Origin of the sequence: Acinetobacter sp. YH12097 (genome assembly GCF_013419225.1) — a bacterium.
In the GTDB taxonomy this organism is placed as follows: Bacteria; Pseudomonadota; Gammaproteobacteria; order Pseudomonadales; family Moraxellaceae; genus Acinetobacter; species Acinetobacter amyesii.
The window spans coordinates 335,644-351,054 of the sequence record NZ_VPAN01000001.1 but is presented as its reverse complement, the minus strand read 5'-3'; the positions used below and the strand labels follow the sequence as shown (position 1 = coordinate 351,054).

Here is a 15,411-nt window from a genome sequence, read left to right as displayed (position 1 = left end):
TTAATGGAGAAATCTAATCGGTATGTTATACCTGAGAGAAGAGTGAGGAGTTATCCAAGGGTTGTAAAAGGAAAACCTCAAAAATACCCAAGAAAAAGCCAGTCAATCTCTTAACTGACTGGCATTACTTAATTGAGGGCTTTTCTTTGAATCTTAGTTTATTGCTTAATGATCAAAACAGGAATTGGGCACTGCGTTAAAATATTTTGTGCTACGCTGCCCAGCATGGCTTTTTTTAAACCTGTGCGTCCATGCGAACCCATGATGATTAAGTCTGCAGAGATTTCATCAGCCACTTGTAAAATCCCTTCGGTTGGCGATACACCATGAATCAAACGGGTTTTAACTTCGATACCATCACGTACAAAGGTTTGTTTGATATCTTCTAAACGCAGCTGAGCACTTTTTTCAGCTTGCATAAAATATTCAGTGATTGCAGGTGCAACAGCATAGAAATCGACACCAACGAATGGATCAACAGCAACAACACTGACAATGGTCACTTGTGCATTTTGACTTTTAGCCAAGCTGAGGGCATGTTCAACAGCAGAATATGAAATTGGAGATTCATCCACAGGGACTAAAATTTGTTGATATTGACTCATATCTGCTTCCTTAATATTTTAAATGTTATCAATCTAATCTTGCTCTATTCACGATATTGTATGAATTAGACAAAAGGGTAAGCTTATTAGTGAAGGGTGTGCTGAATACAAAAAAGCCCACATGATGTGGGCTTGGTCATCTTAAGCTTTTACAACCAACACGGGTAATTCAGTATTGCTGAGTACATCTTGTGCGAAACTACCGAGTAGCATTTTCTTAAATCCTTTGCGACCATGTGAACCCATCACGATCAAATCGGCTTTCACTTCATTGGCTGCTTCTACTACACCTTCAGCAGAAACTTGACCTTTAATAATCTTACTTTGTGCTTCTACACCCACTTCAGTCGTGATTTGCACAGCTTCTTTTAATGCAGATTCTGCATTTGCGTAAGCTTGTACGAAATATTCTTTCATGATTGATGAAGAATAATAGAAGTCTGCATCGGTAAATGGGTCTTCAGCAACAAGGCTGATTAAAGTGAGTTGGCTGTTAAATGCCTTGGCAATAATTGCAGCTTTTTTTACTGCAGAAAACGAGATTTCTGAACCATCGACAGGTACTAAAATGTTTTGATATGACATGGAACAATCTCCTGTAATTTTGCTTTTAAACCCTATAGATTATTGATAACACATTGTCGTGCATGGTTCAATTTATTAATCTAAAAAATATTGTAAATTCATAAAATTACATAAATTAATGTCGATAAGTCGTCAAATAAATCTGAGTGGAAAACTCGGACTTTGCTCAAAAATTATGAAAATAAAATCGACTAATTTTCTCGGGTTTTTAGCCTAAAAGATCAATTTGAACTTTATAAAAATAAGCCTAAACTATATACAGTTTTAAATCTAAGATTTATAACAGAATTGATGCGATTGGATAGTTAGATATGTCATATAAAGTAGGGTTGGTTGTACTCAGCATGTGTTCAGTGTTGCATTTGTCTGGTTGTCAAAACACGCAAAGCAGTACTAAAGTGATTGCAGGCGCATTTAACTTATCGACACAAGTTCAAAAGACCTTTATCAACTTACATGCACCTGACAATGTTATTGTGCAGTCAAATATTCAATATCTACAAAATCCAAATTTAAACTTGGATATCTATCAACCTGAAACTAGTATGGCGATTGCACCAAGACCAACGATTGTTTGGATCCACGGGGGCGGTTGGGTCTCAGGTTCAAAAGAGCATGCAGGTGGATATTTTAAACGGCTCGCAGCCCAAGGCTATAACGTGGTTTCTGTTCAATATCAGTTTGCACCTGAAGCCATTTATCCTGCACAGCTCAACCAAATCGATGCAGCACTGACGTTTTTGAATCTACATGCGGCACAATATGGCATTGATTCGCAAAATATGTATTTGGCCGGGGATTCTGCAGGTGCAAATATGGCCAGTCATTATGCCGCCTTGGTTACGAATCCTGATTTTGCGCAAGCGTCAAAGATTCAACCTGTATTAAAGCCTTCACAGCTTAAAGGGCTGATTTTACATTGTGGTATTTATGATTTAAACAGCTTTGTAAATACTGCACCCGCAGAGATTGGACTGATCGAGTGGGGCGTCTATAACTTAGTTCAGGCGTATACCGGAGACAAAAAAGATGATGCCGAGTTTTTAACGCGTATTTCAACGGCCTCAAATATTAATGCAAATTATCCGCCTGTATTTATCAGCGGTGGCAATAAAGATTTTTTAACCAAAACGCAATCTGAGCCTTTTGTAGAAAAATTGAAGGCAAATAATGTACCTGTGACGGCGGTATTTTATCCAGATTCGAAAGAATATTTGGTACATGAATATCAATTTATGATGAGTAAAAAGGCTAGCCAGCAGACCTTTGATCGCACTTTAGAATTTTTGCAACAACACGTACAGTCCGTTAAAAATTAAAAACAGACTTAAAATGCTTGCAGAATAATCTCTAACTTAATAACATACCTACCAGTTGGTATGTTTGTTTTGGAATGAATAATGAATTCGGTAACATTGGCGTATGGCTTACTGTCATTGGCGATTATCTCAGAAGTAATTGGTTCGACATTTTTGGTGAAGTCAGAAGGGTTTACCAAACTTGCGCCTTCATTGGCTGTCGCAGTTTTATTCTGTTTGGCATTTTATTTATTGTCTCAGGTGATTAAAGTCATACCACTTGGTATTGCTTATGCCATTTGGGCAGGCGTTGGTATTGTTTTAACTGCACTAATTGGCTACTTTATCTTTCGTCAAAGTTTAGACCTCCCAGCCATGTTAGGGATAGGCCTGATTGTTTCAGGTGTGGTCGTGATCAACCTGTTTTCAACTTCTGCTGGACACTAGTATGGATAATCCACATCAGCGCAAGAAAGAACCTCAACTGATACGCCAGAGTATTTTGCAGCATGCAATCCGTCTTGCTGCAGATAAAGGTGTCAACGGGGTGTCGATTCAAGCCGTTGCGGATTTAGTTGGGGTCACAAAAGGCGGTGTATTTCATCATTTTTCAAACAAACAAAAGCTCTTAGAGTCCATGATCGTCATGCTTTTAGCTCAATTAGACGAGGTTGTTGACCGATTGATTGACGAAGACCCTGAGCCATACGGTCGTTTTACCCGAGCCTATATTGAAATTACCTTAGAAAAACAAATCATGGGTTTGCAACAGTCATGGTCCGCGATTTCGATGACCATGCTGACCGATAAAACTTTTAATGAATATTGGATTGAATGGATGAACTCACGTTTAGAGCGACATCATCAGACCGATTCAGATATAGAACTCAAAATTGTTCGTTATGCAGCCGATGGTATTTGGCTCACCGCTTTTACAGAAGTGGAAGACGAAAGCGAAACCGAATTATTAAAACAAGAACTTATCGCCCGAACGTATCGAGCGAAATAGATTAAATAACTGATGTTACACACGTAAAAGTAATTACGCATTTTTAAAATGATTTTTAAGTCTATTCGACGGAGGCTTACATCTAGGGATTAAATAAAGGGATTAGTCTTCGGCTGGAGGTGCTTTTGTTTAGGTAAAATGAGAAGCGTGCTTCGTAAGGAAGCCATCTTGCGGAGCATTGCTCCTCACCGCAAAACTTGTTCACTAGTGTCTAATTATTCAAAGTATCGCAAAAACATTTTTGATTAGAAATAGTCCTATCTCAAACACTTGCGGATGACGTTACCGCGTATCATTCTTTTATTTGAAGCAAATTATTTAACTGAGGGCTTAATTTCTCTTATATTTGAAAATAGCATGTACGACTAAACCAAAGACCACCCCCCAAAACGCGGAACCAATACCAAAAAATTGTACGCCCGATGCACTAAATAAGAAGGTGAGTAGAGCAGCGTCACGTTCACTCGCTTCTTGGAAAGCAATGACGATGTTGTGTCCAATGGTGCCTAGTAGGGCAATTCCTGCTAAAGCGGTAATAAATACCAATGGAAAAGCAGTTAAGAAACTCACCAAAGTGGCTGCAAACAGGCCCATCAAAATATAAAAGAAGCCACAAGTCATACCTGCGATATAGCGCTTTTTCTCATCGGGGTGGGCTTGGTCATCTAGACTGATGGCGGCACTAATCGCAGCAATATTGACACTAAAACATCCAAATGGCGCGAGTAGCGTTTGGGCTGTCCCAGTCCAACCGATCAGTTGATTGACGTGGGGTTGATAACCATAACTTTTAATCATGGCTAAACCCGGTAAATACTGAGAGGCCATATTGATTACAAAGAGTGGTAGCGCCAAACCCAGTATTGCTGAGATCGAAAATTCAGGTGTGACCCAAACCGGCTGTGCGAGTTCTAAATTAAGCGCCGGTAATTGAAAGCCAAGTAATAATGGACAAAGCATAATGCCAATGATTACTGTAATGACAATGCTATAACGTGGTAACAGCCGTTTACTGAGGACATAGGCAGCCAGTAAACCCAGAACGAATGCCCATTCATTTTGTAAACTGACAAATAGCTCAATACCAAATTTTAGAAGTACGCCCGCCAACATTGCACTGGTGAGACTTTGCGGGATATAGCGCAGTATTTTTTCAAAAATGCCTAAAAATCCGAGTACTGCTGTCAATAGGCCACAGACCAAGAAAGCACCTAGGGCGGCATTCATGCTGTAACCATTCGCAGTCGCTAAAATCAGTGCCAGTCCTGCAGTGGACCATGAAGTCGCAACGGGATATTTAAATTTCCAAGACAGAATCAGCCCGCTTAAGCCGATACCCAAACCTAGAGCCCAAAACCAAGAAGTTATTTCTGCAGTGTTGGCACCGAGCATTTGTGCAGATTGGATCACCAAAACAGCCGAGACACTGATCCCGACTAAGAACGTAATAAAACCTGCAAAAGCAGCTGGAATGGAGAAGTCTTGGAGTAGTTTTTGCATAATGATCGAGCTATGACTATTGTTGGCGCAGATTTAGGATGACATTTTTCAGGATGATACGCTCAAGTCCTGTACAGTAAAAGTGCTTAACAAGATATTAGGGAAATACTTTATTTATTCACGAACGACACTTTAACAAACGGCACTTTAATAGAACGAATCGACAACCTACATTGAGGATGTTTCAACCATTCAAAAGTTTAAAGGCATATAGATTTTTATAATTTAAAAAATTGAACTATGTCTCACATGTCATTTACAACGTAGATGTCGCAAGTTTTAGACCAAATCCACAAAATAGAAGACCAACTGCTGCTACACAGCATGCCGTAAATTTATAGCGATGGCTAAAATAGGTGGCCAGTTTTGCACCCGAAAAGATCAAAATCGTTAAATAGCTCATACTGATAATTTGCAGCACGATCGCGAGTGCGGTGAATGTAATCGCTGGATATGGATATGCAGGATCGACGAATTGTACAAAGAACGATAAGTAAAAAAGAATGGCTTTAGGGTTTAAAATACTGATGGTTAATGCAGTCTTAAACGGTTTCAATTCATTCAAACTCAGTTGTTTAGTGTTGAGTTGTTCTGGCGTTTGAACGGCATTCCATGTTTGGTAGGCAGCCTTGAAAAGTTTTATACCTAAATAACTTAAATACAGCGCACCGACAATTTTTAATAATAAGAATAACCAAGGGAAGGCGTGAAGTAAGGATGCAGCACCGAGAGCAGTGAGTAAGATTAAGATCAAATCGCCAGTATAAACGCCAAAAGCGGCTAAATAGCCGACCTTAATGCCATAGCGAGAAGCAACAGACATGACATAAAGTGAATTTGGCCCGGGTAAAATCACAATTAATATCGTACCAATAATAAAGGTCGTTAAGTCTGTGATTCCAAACACTGAAGACACTCAAATAAAAAACCGAAGCTGTAGTATACAACTTCGGTTCTAGATGAAACTGAAAATTTCTAATTTAAGCTTTAATTTCAGCATCTAAGCCAAAAGTTTGACGCAGTAGGCTACTTAATTGCTCACGGGCTTTAATAAAACCATCAATACCGCCTTGTAATAGTTGGAAAGACATTAAGTCTTTTTCAACTTCAGCTTTGAAAGTTTGCTTGTCGAGCACTTGTACATCGTGTTGACAGTGTGCATGCGCATGATGATTAGACAATTGCACTTCAACGGTACGCTGATCTTTTTCCAGTTCTGCCAATAAATTCGGTGAAACCGTCAATAAATCACAACCTGCTAAGCCAAGCACTTGATCGATACTACGGAAGCTAGCACCCATAATTTCAGTTTTGATGTCATGTTGTTTATAGTAGTGGTAAATCTGCTTAACTGATAAAACGCCTGGATCTTTCTCAATCGGGTAGCTATCCACATTTTCAGCTTTTTTGTACCAATCTAAAATACGGCCGACAAATGGTGAAATCAGTGTGACTTGAGCATCTGCACAGGCTTGAGCTTGATGTAAGCCAAACAATAACGTCAGATTACAGTGAATGCCTTCAGCTTCAAGGGCTTTAGCGGCTTGAATGCCTTCCCATGTTGAGGCAATTTTAATTAAGATACGGTTTTGATCGATACCATACTGTGCATATAAAGCCAATAACTCTTTAGCTTTTGCAATGGTGGCATCAGTATCATAAGACAAGGCTGCATCGACTTCTGTAGATACACGTCCTTCGATCAATTTTAAAATTTCAACACCAAATTTGACCGTAAGAATATCGATGGTGCGCTCAACCAGCTCATCGTTTTGATAACCTTCTTTACGCGCTTGTTCAAAAGCACTTTCAATCAGTTCTTTATTTTCAGGTTGATTTGCCGCTGCTGTAATTAAAGATGGATTTGTAGTCGCATCCAATGGACGGAATGTATTAATCGCAGCTAAATCACTGCTGTCAGCAACAATCGTTGTTAGGCTTTTTAATTGGTTTAACGCATTTTGAGTCATTTGAAATCTAGTTCTTAATGTTCTTGGTGTACATACTTTTATAACACAATCTGTTTAGAACCCAACCAAAAACTGCCCAATTAGGCGGTCTAAATCGTAGTTTTTCGTGAATTTCGGATGTGATTAATCAAAAAATGAGCAGCCGAGCCGAGAGGTTTTTCACGGTTCCAGACCAAGTCGACGAAATATTCAAATTTGGGTGTGAAATCTTGAAAGCTTAAGATTTTGAGTTGATCTTTGAGCGTCGGATTTTCATTAAACATCTCGAGGGGAAGCACACCCCAACCCAGACCTTGAATAATCATAGAACAGGCTGAGTGGTGGTTATCTGTACGCCAACTGTGTTTGGAAAATAACAATTCTGGTTTAATGCTTTTATCACGACTTGCAACCACGATTTGCCGACTTTGCAAAATTTGCTCAAAACTGACTTGCTTAAATTTAGACAGGGCATGTTTTGTCGCTGCAACAGGAACCAATGCTTCACGCTTCAATTCGACAAATTGTTCATAACTCTCAAGCTGTTCACGTTCAAACATTAGAGCAAGCTGCGCTTGACCCTGTAATAACATCTTTTGAGCATCTTCTTGAGGCGCAGAAAAAATATTGATTTGCAAAGATGGAAAATGAGTTTCTAGCAAAGAGATATAGTCGGTCCACTGCGTATGAAGCAGTTCTGATACCACCACGATATTCAGTGAAGACTCTAAACCATGACTCAGCGCAATCGCATGCTGTTTCCACTGATTGATTTCTATCAATAATTGTTCAGTTTTTTCATACAGGTTAAGCGCTTGAGTGGTGGGCACAGGCTCACGACCAACGCGCTCAAACAGTTTAAGGTTGAGATCAATTTCGAAATTCGCAATGGACATGCTGACAGCCGAAGGTACTTTGCCGAGTTGTCTGGCAGCTGCGGAAAATGATCCTGTTTCCATGACTGTTTTAAAAATCATCAGTTGTTCTTGATTAATATTCATGTGCATTCAAAAAATAAAGAAATACAACCTTTCAATAATATTGAAAGAACCTGACTCGATTAATCAATAATATAAAAATAAAATGTGTTTTTTACAAATAATAGAGTGTTTCAAAATGACGATTTCCAAGAGAAGGATTATTCATGCGCTAAGCTATGAGATCATCCTATTGGTGATCATTGCTATTGCATTAAGTTTTATTTTTAAAGTTCCGATGGAGGTGACGGGTACGCTAGGTATTGCGATGGCGGTCACTTCTGTGATTTGGAACATGATTTTTAATCATTATTTTGAAAAATTTGAAGCAAAAAGAAAGTTAAAAAGAACCTTTGGTGTACGTGTTTTGCATGCGATTGGATTTGAGGGCGGCTTAATGCTTGCAACCATCCCAATGGTGGCTTATGCCATGCATATGACCTTATGGCAGGCGATTTTGCTCGATTTTAGTATGACCATGTGTATTTTAGTCTATACATTTATTTTCCAATGGTGCTATGACCAGATTGAGGCGCACTTGGGTTACCAACCACAATATCGTTAAATTTCAATAAGAAAATTACATTGGCCTGTATTGATAAGTACAGGCCTTTTTTGCTTTAAAATAGGGCAGAAGTTAACAAACAACAATATATAAAAACATAATATAACTATAAAAAATTATACTAATTACATAACTTTTAAATATAAAAACAAAGAATGTTTTTATAAGTTGATTAAAAAAATATGCAAGACAAGGAGTTAGCATATGAAATTGATAAAAATTGTCACACCTGTTGTTTTGCTTGGGCTTACACAATTTACATTTGCAGATGGTAACTTTAAGCGCTTTTCTGTATCTGCAGGTTGGTTACACGTGATGCCGCAAGGAAAGGCGAATTCTTTTAACATTAATACTTCTGTGGCAAATGGGACACAGGCCAAAGTTGGAAGCATTAGTGAAGAGGGTTTTTTACAAGCAATTGACCCAAATGCAACGATTCAAGACGGTGATAACACAGTAAATTTAAAGGAGACTTTAGGAACATTATTAGAAGATAGTTTTATTAATGGACTCATGACAGATGGCAAAGGCAATATCAAACCAGATATTGCAGGGACATCGACATTATATGGATTGGAAAATTGGTCAGCAGGAGGCACTGGTCTAGAAGCAGAGGATGTTGATACTTTAGGTTTGATGGTCAATTATTATATCAATGACAACGTATCCTTACAGATGATTGGCGGTATTCCTCCCAAAGTGGATATTCAAGGGAAAGGGATGATTACGGCACCTTTATCTGGCAATGCAATGCCGGGAGGTCTTGCTAGTTTGCTGTTTCCGGACGGTTTACCTTTGGATTATGATGTACCAATTACCAATCTGGATGCTTATGGTAAAGCAGCAACAGCGCGTGCTTGGACGCCAGCATTTCAAGCTCAGTATCAATTTGGAAAATCGGGCGTGAATAAATTCAGACCTTATGTAGGTGCAGGGATTATGTATGCGTATTTTAATGATATTGAACTCAATAAAGGTATTGAATCTGACTTAATTGCTGCAGGGCATATGATTCAAAATATTAAGGATAATCTTGCAGGTGCTGCATTAGACGGTAAAGAATCATCAGGTAAAATGGTGGTCGATGTCGATGCGGATGATGCGATTGCTCCAATTGTCACACTCGGTTTTACCTATGACTTCACCCCAAATTGGTTTACAGCAGCTTCAGTGTCTTATGCAAAGTTAAATAATAAGACCAAGATCGATGTGATTAACCAAACGACCGGTGAACAGTTAATTCATGCAACGACAAAGATCGATATTGATCCCATCATTACTTATTTAGGTGTCGGTTATCGTTTCTAAAAATTATGAAATCTCTGAAATAAAAAACCGCTCATAAGAGCGGTTTTTTGCTTTAAAGCATAAAGGATTATTTTTCAATAATCGCTGTTACGCCTTGACCACCCGCAGCACAAATTGATACGAGTACACGGCCTGAACCTTTTTGGTTCAATAGTTTTGCAGCAGTTGCAATAATACGACCACCAGTTGCAGCAAATGGGTGGCCTGCAGCAAGAGATGAACCTTTCACGTTCAATTTAGAACGATCAATTGAACCCAATGGTGCATCTAAGCCTAAACGTTCTTTACAGAATTTAGGATCTTCCCAAGCTTTCAGTGTAGACAATACTTGAGATGCAAACGCTTCATGAATTTCATAGTAATCGAAATCTTGTAGCGTAATACCTGCACGTTCTAGCATACGAGGTACTGCATACGCTGGCGCCATCAATAAGCCTTCTTTTTTCTCTACAAAGTCAACCGCCGCTGTTTCTTGGAAAGTTAAATAAGCAAGAACTTCGTGACCGTTTGCTTTTGCCCATTCTTCTGATGCAAGAAGGACACATGACGCACCATCAGTCAGTGGAGTCGAGTTACCCGCAGTCATCGTACGTGCATCGCCTTTCCCAAACGCTGGTTTTAACTTCGCAAGTTTTTCTACTGATGAGTCTGCACGTAAGTTGTTGTCACGCTCTAAACCAAGGAATGGCGTAATAAGGTCATCGAAGAAACCTTCTTCATAAGCAGCTGCCATTTTTTGATGCGAAGATGCAGCAAGTTCATCTTGCGCTTCACGAGAGATACCCCATTCAAGCGTTGTAATTGCTTGATGGTCACCCATAGAAAGACCTGTACGTGGTTCACCGTTCTTCGGTGCATCCATCAAATCTTTAACATTAATTTTAGTTAATGCTTTTAGGCGGTCTTTACCTGTTTTAGCAATATTCAATTCAAGTAAAGCTTTACGTAAGCCATCACCAAAAGCGATCGGTGCATCAGAGGTTGTATCTACACCACCAGCAACACCCACTTCGATTTGACCCAAAGCAATTTTGTTAGCAACCAAGAAAGCAGCTTGTAGACCCGTACCACATGCTTGTTGAATATCGTAAGCAGGTGTTTCAGGAGCAAGTTCGGTATTGAGTACACACTCACGGGTCATGTTAAAGTCACGACTATGTTTTAACACGGCACCAGCAACAACTTCACCAAGGCGTTGACCTTGAAGGTTGAAACGTTCAACAAGACCATTTAATGCAGCTGTGAACATATCGCTGTTCGATGCAGTGAAGTAAGCGCCGTTAGAACGAGCGAAAGGAATACGATTACCACCGATAATAGCAACGCGGCGAACTGTGTTTTGACTCATGGTATTATCCTGTTGAACAGACGTTTGAGTTGTTGATTTTGAAGCTGTTTTAGGGTTTGAAGCGGGTGTCTTAGTGCGCGTAGATGCACGACGAGGACGGCTCGTTTTAGCGGCATCACTTGTAGACTTGGTTGCTGTGCCCGTACTTTTAGCGCTACGTGGCGTACTCTTTGATGTATTTGACACAGTTTCCGTAGTCGGACTTTCGACTGCTGGATTTTCTTGAGTTGTTTTGCTCATAAGGCTTTTCCAAGCATGTTGATGATCTTCTTGACGGCTACATTAGCATATTCACCAAAGGGGTAAATTGACTAAAATGACATTCGCTAAAGCATTCAGGTCAAGCCATCTGCGGTTTAACTCAAGTATGATTCCATGGAAACTGATGGAACTATTGAAATATAAGTATCTGACATCATCTTGAAGTTAAAGGGATATCTTCAGATCCATCAAAAATTAATCTGTATGAGAGATAATAAACATGACTGATCAATACCAAACATTTGCAAAATCTCCTATTGGTAAATTTGTCATCAAAAATTTAGGTTTACCATCACCGACTTTTTTAGAGCGTTTTGAGTCTGCAACACCTGTAGTTAAAGGTGCGGTTTTATTCGGTGCAGCGCCTGCTTCAACATTGTCTGGTGCAATTGCACAAGTCTTGGCAAATATTCATGCCAATAGCTATGCAGGTAATAATGCTGAATTACAACAAGCTGCGGCAAAATCAGGTCTGAACTTAAGCGCATTTAACGAAGGCGATAAAGAGTCTAAGTTTAAAGTTGTGGTATTTGATGCTTCAGGTATTCAAAACTCAGAACAACTGCATGTCTTATATGCATTTTTTAACCCAATCGCGCGTCAAATTCAGGCGTCTGGTCGCGTTGTCGTTGTTGGTACAACACCAGAAACTGCGAAAACTGTGAAACAAGCCATTGCACAACGTGCATTAGAAGGTTTTGTAAAATCAGTCGGTAAAGAGTTTAAGAAAGGGATTGCTGCACAGTTAGTCTATGTGGACGAAGGTGCTGAAGCAAACTTAGAATCTGCATTACGTTTTGTAATTTCACCACGTTCAGCTTATGTATCGGGTCAGGTGATTCGTGTATCTAAAGCAGATGTTGTGGATGTTGATTGGAATAAGCCGCTTGCAGGCAAAACAGCTGTTGTAACAGGTGCAAGCCGTGGTATTGGTGAAGCAATCGCACATGTATTGTCACGTGATGGCGCGCATGTGATTTGTTTAGACGTTCCACAGCAGCAAGCAGATCTTGACCGTGTTGCAGGTGAAATTGGCGGTTCTACGCTCGCGATTGATATTACTGCAAACGATGCCGGTGAAAAAATCAAAGCGGCTGCAGCTGCTCAAGGTGGTTTGGATATCATCGTGCACAATGCAGGGATTACCCGTGACAAAACTTTGGCCAATATGAAGCCTGAGCTTTGGGATTTGGTGATTAACATTAACTTGTCTGCGATTGAGCGTGTAAATGATTACCTTCTTGAAAATGATGGCTTCAATGCAAATGGTCGTATTGTTTGCGTATCTTCTATTTCAGGTATTGCAGGTAACTTAGGTCAAACCAACTATGCTGCTTCTAAAGCTGGTGTAATTGGTGTGGTTAAATTTACTGCTCCATTATTGAAAAATGGCGTAACCATTAATGCTGTTGCTCCAGGCTTTATTGAAACGCAAATGACTGCTGCGATTCCATTTGCAATCCGTGAAGCAGGTCGTCGTATGAACTCGATGAGTCAAGGTGGTTTACCTGTGGATGTTGCTGAAACGATTGCGATGTTTGCTTCAACTGCGTCGACAGGCTTGAACGGTAACGTGGTACGTGTGTGTGGTCAAAGCTTGTTAGGGGCTTAATAATCCCTCCCGACCTCCCTTTGAAAAAGAGAGGAGAAGTCCCCCTTGATCAAAGGGGGATGAGGGGGATTTAAAATATCCTTCTTTAAAAGGAAGGGAACTTTATAAAGATAAAACTTCCAAAGGTTTAGTATGAATACTCGCCATTTTAGTCAACTTCCAAAACCTTATTTAGCCTATCCAAAAGTGATTCAAGGCTTGATTTTTAAAAAGCCTAAAGCTGAAAAAGTGCTGCCGCAAGTTGAATATGTGGTGGATTCATTTAAGGTCGATCAAAAACATTTAAAAGCTTATAACGAAGTCTGTGGCTTTAAAAACAATGGTTATACCCCAGCGATTTATTTGGCTGTGCTTTCTCAAAGTTTGCAAATGCATATGATGACTACGGAAGCTTTTCCATTTGCGATCTTAGGTTTGGTACATATTCGTAACCAAGTGAAGCAATATCGCAAAGTTGGTGTGAATGAAACACTGTCATTGTCATGCAAATTTGGTGAATTACAGCCACATGATAAAGGCGTGCAATTTGACTTTATTACCACTGCAAAAGTGGGCGATGAAGTGGTTGTAGAATCATTAACCACGTATTTAGCACGTCAAAAAACAGAGAACAAAGCTGCGGCAAAATCTACCGAAACAAAGTCAGCTGAGTTGCAAGTTCAAGCTGAATGGAATGTTTCTGAAAATACCGGTCGCCGTTATGCGTTGACTTCTGGTGACTTTAACTTGATTCATATTCATGCTGTAACCGCTAAAGCGTTTGGTTTTAAACAAGCCATTGCACATGGTATGTGGAGTAAAGCCAAAGCTTTGTCGAGCTTAACTTTGCCAGATGCCTATGAAGCAGATGTATGGTTTAAATTACCAATGTACTTACCTTCGCAAGTCGAGTTCCTTACTGCACAAACGGGTAAAGATACAGAGTTTGCTATTCGAAATAGTAAGAACCAAAAGCCGCATGTAGCGGGAAGTGTAAAGGCAATTTAAGACTTAAGCCTAAATCGATATCGGTTTAGGCTTTTTTGTTTTAATCTCAAGCGATTCATATTCAAAGGAATGATGATGCAGGCGCTCAAAGAATATCTATTTGCACAGAAGAATAATTTTCAAGGTACGGTTGACGAGGCGTTTCAAGATTTGGCGGCGCAATTTAGCCGGATGCAGGATGCTCGAACCCACTTAGGCGGAGCCGCCTTAGTGGTGTATTTTAAAGGTCAAAAAGTCGTAGATATTTGGACTGGTAAAAAGTCAGCCGAAGAAGCTTGGCAGGCCAATACACCCTCAGTCTGTTATTCCACGGGTAAAGGCGTACTTGCAACGCTTGCACATATCTTAGTGAGCGAAGGCTTTCTTGATTACGATACTCCCGTTGCAGGATATTGGCCGGAGTTTGCTCAAAATGGCAAGTCGGATATCACATTAAGGCACATGCTGAGTCACCAAAGTGGTTTATACGATATCCGTAATATCATTGAAACAGCATCCGAAATGGCTGATTGGCAGCATATGCTCAACGTCATCGAACAAGCTAAGCCACGTTTTGAGCCATCAACTGATGCAGCATATCAACCGTTAACCTTCGGTTGGCAAGTCGGTGGTGTACTTGAAAAGGCCACAGGTCGACCGCTTGCTGAACTAATGCAACACTATTTGGTTGAGCCTTTGGCATTGGATCATGCATTTTTTGGCGTACCAGAGCATCAACTTAGTGAGGTTGCTCGCTTGATTCCGAAAAAGAAACAAGTAGAACGTGCTGTAGATACATCTGCACAAGAAAATACCCAAGCGCAGACAACGAAAAAAAAGACTGATACACGAAAACCATCAATCTTTGATCAGCTCCTACAACTTTCGGGACAAAATTTGCAAGACTTTCAAGATGGTATGATTCCAAAAGGAATGCGCAAGTTTTCATTTTTTAGTGATGAGGGTTTACAAGCCATCATTCCTGCAGCAACAGGCGTATTTAGTGCCAATAGTTTAGCGAAAATCTATGCCATGCTAGCCAATCAAGGGCGGTGGCAGGGACAGACCTTAATCACGCCACAAATTTTTGAATCTTTAAGTAAAATTCAATTTAAAAAACGTGATCGTATTATGCCTTTACCAATGAATTGGCGTTTGGGATATCATCGAATTTTAACCTTAGGCAAATCGAGTCAAGGTTTTGGACATATTGGGTTTAATGGTTCTGGGGCTTGGTGTGATCCGCAGCGTGATTTAAGTTTTGCTTATACACATAACTTTGCGACGGGTTCAATCACCGGCGATTATCGCTTATGGGGCTTAACTCAAGAAACCTTACGCTGTGCAGATAAAGTATTAAAAGGGCGTAAGGGCTGGCTTTAAGATACTTCGGGATAGAACAGAAATTGGGGAAATGTGAAAAATATG

15 protein-coding genes are annotated in these 15,411 nt (G+C 39.9%); 8 read left to right on the top strand and 7 right to left on the bottom strand.

Annotation, left to right across the window (positions count from 1 at the left end; translation table 11 throughout):
* Window positions 1-158: 158 nt before the first annotated feature.
* Both FTU37_RS01570 and FTU37_RS01565 read right to left on the bottom strand, forming a co-directional pair.
* Window positions 159-605 (bottom strand): universal stress protein, encoded by a 447-nt coding sequence (locus FTU37_RS01570; protein ID WP_078188616.1) that lies wholly within the window; start codon window positions 603-605, stop codon window positions 159-161.
* A 141-nt stretch (window positions 606-746) separates the two neighbouring features.
* A complete protein-coding gene (locus FTU37_RS01565) occupies window positions 747-1,190 on the bottom strand; it encodes a universal stress protein (RefSeq protein ID WP_078191806.1) in 444 nt (147 codons plus the stop codon).
* 311 nt (window positions 1,191-1,501) lie between these two features.
* On the opposite strand from FTU37_RS01565, the gene FTU37_RS01560 reads away from it, so the two are divergent.
* From FTU37_RS01560 to FTU37_RS01550, 3 genes are all read left to right on the top strand, one after another.
* Window positions 1,502-2,509 carry an alpha/beta hydrolase gene (locus FTU37_RS01560; RefSeq protein WP_180123659.1) on the top strand — a complete coding sequence of 336 codons (1,008 nt, stop codon included), beginning with the start codon at window positions 1,502-1,504 and terminating at the stop codon, window positions 2,507-2,509.
* An 81-nt stretch (window positions 2,510-2,590) separates the two neighbouring features.
* Window positions 2,591-2,935 carry an SMR family transporter gene (locus FTU37_RS01555; RefSeq protein ID WP_078188613.1) on the top strand — a complete coding sequence of 115 codons (345 nt, stop codon included), beginning with the start codon at window positions 2,591-2,593 and terminating at the stop codon, window positions 2,933-2,935.
* Window position 2,936: 1 nt separating this feature from the next.
* Window positions 2,937-3,497, top strand: a complete 561-nt coding sequence (locus FTU37_RS01550) for a TetR/AcrR family transcriptional regulator (protein ID WP_180060072.1) — start codon at window positions 2,937-2,939, stop codon at window positions 3,495-3,497.
* Window positions 3,498-3,827: 330 nt separating this feature from the next.
* Here FTU37_RS01550 and FTU37_RS01545 read toward each other — a convergent pair whose 3' ends face one another.
* The 4 genes from FTU37_RS01545 to FTU37_RS01530 all read right to left on the bottom strand — a co-directional run bounded on the left by FTU37_RS01545 (window position 3,828) and on the right by FTU37_RS01530 (window position 7,947).
* The gene (locus tag FTU37_RS01545) at window positions 3,828-4,997 is read right to left on the bottom strand and encodes a benzoate/H(+) symporter BenE family transporter (protein WP_180123658.1); all 1,170 of its coding nucleotides are present in this window, start codon (window positions 4,995-4,997) and stop codon (window positions 3,828-3,830) included.
* 256 nt (window positions 4,998-5,253) lie between these two features.
* Window positions 5,254-5,904 carry a leucine efflux protein LeuE gene (leuE, locus tag FTU37_RS01540; protein WP_180123657.1) on the bottom strand — a complete coding sequence of 217 codons (651 nt, stop codon included), beginning with the start codon at window positions 5,902-5,904 and terminating at the stop codon, window positions 5,254-5,256.
* Between the two features lie 73 nt (window positions 5,905-5,977).
* Window positions 5,978-6,967, bottom strand: a complete 990-nt coding sequence (gene tal, locus FTU37_RS01535) for a transaldolase (protein ID WP_078191801.1) — start codon at window positions 6,965-6,967, stop codon at window positions 5,978-5,980.
* 89 nt (window positions 6,968-7,056) lie between these two features.
* Window positions 7,057-7,947: a LysR family transcriptional regulator gene (locus FTU37_RS01530; RefSeq protein WP_180026433.1), complete on the bottom strand. Its 891-nt coding sequence runs from the start codon at window positions 7,945-7,947 to the stop codon at window positions 7,057-7,059.
* 115 nt (window positions 7,948-8,062) lie between these two features.
* Between FTU37_RS01530 and aceI the strand changes: the two genes are divergently transcribed.
* Together aceI and FTU37_RS01520 are read left to right on the top strand one after the other, a co-directional pair.
* On the top strand, window positions 8,063-8,488 hold the full coding sequence (aceI, locus tag FTU37_RS01525) for a chlorhexidine efflux PACE transporter AceI (protein WP_168377760.1): 426 nt from the start codon (window positions 8,063-8,065) through the stop codon (window positions 8,486-8,488).
* Window positions 8,489-8,692: 204 nt separating this feature from the next.
* Window positions 8,693-9,796: an OmpW family protein gene (locus FTU37_RS01520; protein WP_180123656.1), complete on the top strand. Its 1,104-nt coding sequence runs from the start codon at window positions 8,693-8,695 to the stop codon at window positions 9,794-9,796.
* Window positions 9,797-9,863: 67 nt separating this feature from the next.
* On the opposite strand, the gene FTU37_RS01515 is transcribed toward FTU37_RS01520, so the two are convergent.
* Complete coding sequence (locus tag FTU37_RS01515) at window positions 9,864-11,384, bottom strand: acetyl-CoA C-acetyltransferase (protein ID WP_180005218.1); 1,521 nt, start codon at window positions 11,382-11,384, stop codon at window positions 9,864-9,866.
* Window positions 11,385-11,625: 241 nt separating this feature from the next.
* On the opposite strand from FTU37_RS01515, the gene FTU37_RS01510 reads away from it, so the two are divergent.
* From FTU37_RS01510 to FTU37_RS01500, 3 genes are all read left to right on the top strand, one after another.
* Complete coding sequence (locus FTU37_RS01510; RefSeq protein WP_180123655.1) at window positions 11,626-13,017, top strand: 3-oxoacyl-ACP reductase; 1,392 nt, start codon at window positions 11,626-11,628, stop codon at window positions 13,015-13,017.
* A 132-nt stretch (window positions 13,018-13,149) separates the two neighbouring features.
* Window positions 13,150-14,004 (top strand): MaoC/PaaZ C-terminal domain-containing protein, encoded by an 855-nt coding sequence (locus FTU37_RS01505; protein ID WP_180123654.1) that lies wholly within the window; start codon window positions 13,150-13,152, stop codon window positions 14,002-14,004.
* Between the two features lie 75 nt (window positions 14,005-14,079).
* On the top strand, window positions 14,080-15,366 hold the full coding sequence (locus FTU37_RS01500; RefSeq protein ID WP_180123653.1) for a serine hydrolase: 1,287 nt from the start codon (window positions 14,080-14,082) through the stop codon (window positions 15,364-15,366).
* The last annotated feature ends 45 nt before the right edge of the window (window positions 15,367-15,411 follow it).

What these genes read in the sequence shown, in the direction of transcription:
- FTU37_RS01570 (WP_078188616.1), bottom strand. Translation starts at nt 605, where the DNA reads ATGAGTCAATATCAACAAATTTTAGTCCCTGTGGATGAATCTCCAATT.
- FTU37_RS01565 (WP_078191806.1), bottom strand. Translation starts at nt 1,190, where the DNA reads ATGTCATATCAAAACATTTTAGTACCTGTCGATGGTTCAGAAATCTCG.
- FTU37_RS01560 (WP_180123659.1), top strand. Translation starts at nt 1,502, where the DNA reads ATGTCATATAAAGTAGGGTTGGTTGTACTCAGCATGTGTTCAGTGTTG.
- FTU37_RS01555 (WP_078188613.1), top strand. Translation starts at nt 2,591, where the DNA reads ATGAATTCGGTAACATTGGCGTATGGCTTACTGTCATTGGCGATTATC.
- FTU37_RS01550 (WP_180060072.1), top strand. Translation starts at nt 2,937, where the DNA reads ATGGATAATCCACATCAGCGCAAGAAAGAACCTCAACTGATACGCCAG.
- FTU37_RS01545 (WP_180123658.1), bottom strand. Translation starts at nt 4,997, where the DNA reads ATGCAAAAACTACTCCAAGACTTCTCCATTCCAGCTGCTTTTGCAGGT.
- tal (WP_078191801.1), bottom strand. Translation starts at nt 6,967, where the DNA reads ATGACTCAAAATGCGTTAAACCAATTAAAAAGCCTAACAACGATTGTT.
- FTU37_RS01530 (WP_180026433.1), bottom strand. Translation starts at nt 7,947, where the DNA reads ATGAATATTAATCAAGAACAACTGATGATTTTTAAAACAGTCATGGAA.
- aceI (WP_168377760.1), top strand. Translation starts at nt 8,063, where the DNA reads ATGACGATTTCCAAGAGAAGGATTATTCATGCGCTAAGCTATGAGATC.
- FTU37_RS01520 (WP_180123656.1), top strand. Translation starts at nt 8,693, where the DNA reads ATGAAATTGATAAAAATTGTCACACCTGTTGTTTTGCTTGGGCTTACA.
- FTU37_RS01515 (WP_180005218.1), bottom strand. Translation starts at nt 11,384, where the DNA reads ATGAGCAAAACAACTCAAGAAAATCCAGCAGTCGAAAGTCCGACTACG.
- FTU37_RS01510 (WP_180123655.1), top strand. Translation starts at nt 11,626, where the DNA reads ATGACTGATCAATACCAAACATTTGCAAAATCTCCTATTGGTAAATTT.
- FTU37_RS01505 (WP_180123654.1), top strand. Translation starts at nt 13,150, where the DNA reads ATGAATACTCGCCATTTTAGTCAACTTCCAAAACCTTATTTAGCCTAT.
- FTU37_RS01500 (WP_180123653.1), top strand. Translation starts at nt 14,080, where the DNA reads ATGCAGGCGCTCAAAGAATATCTATTTGCACAGAAGAATAATTTTCAA.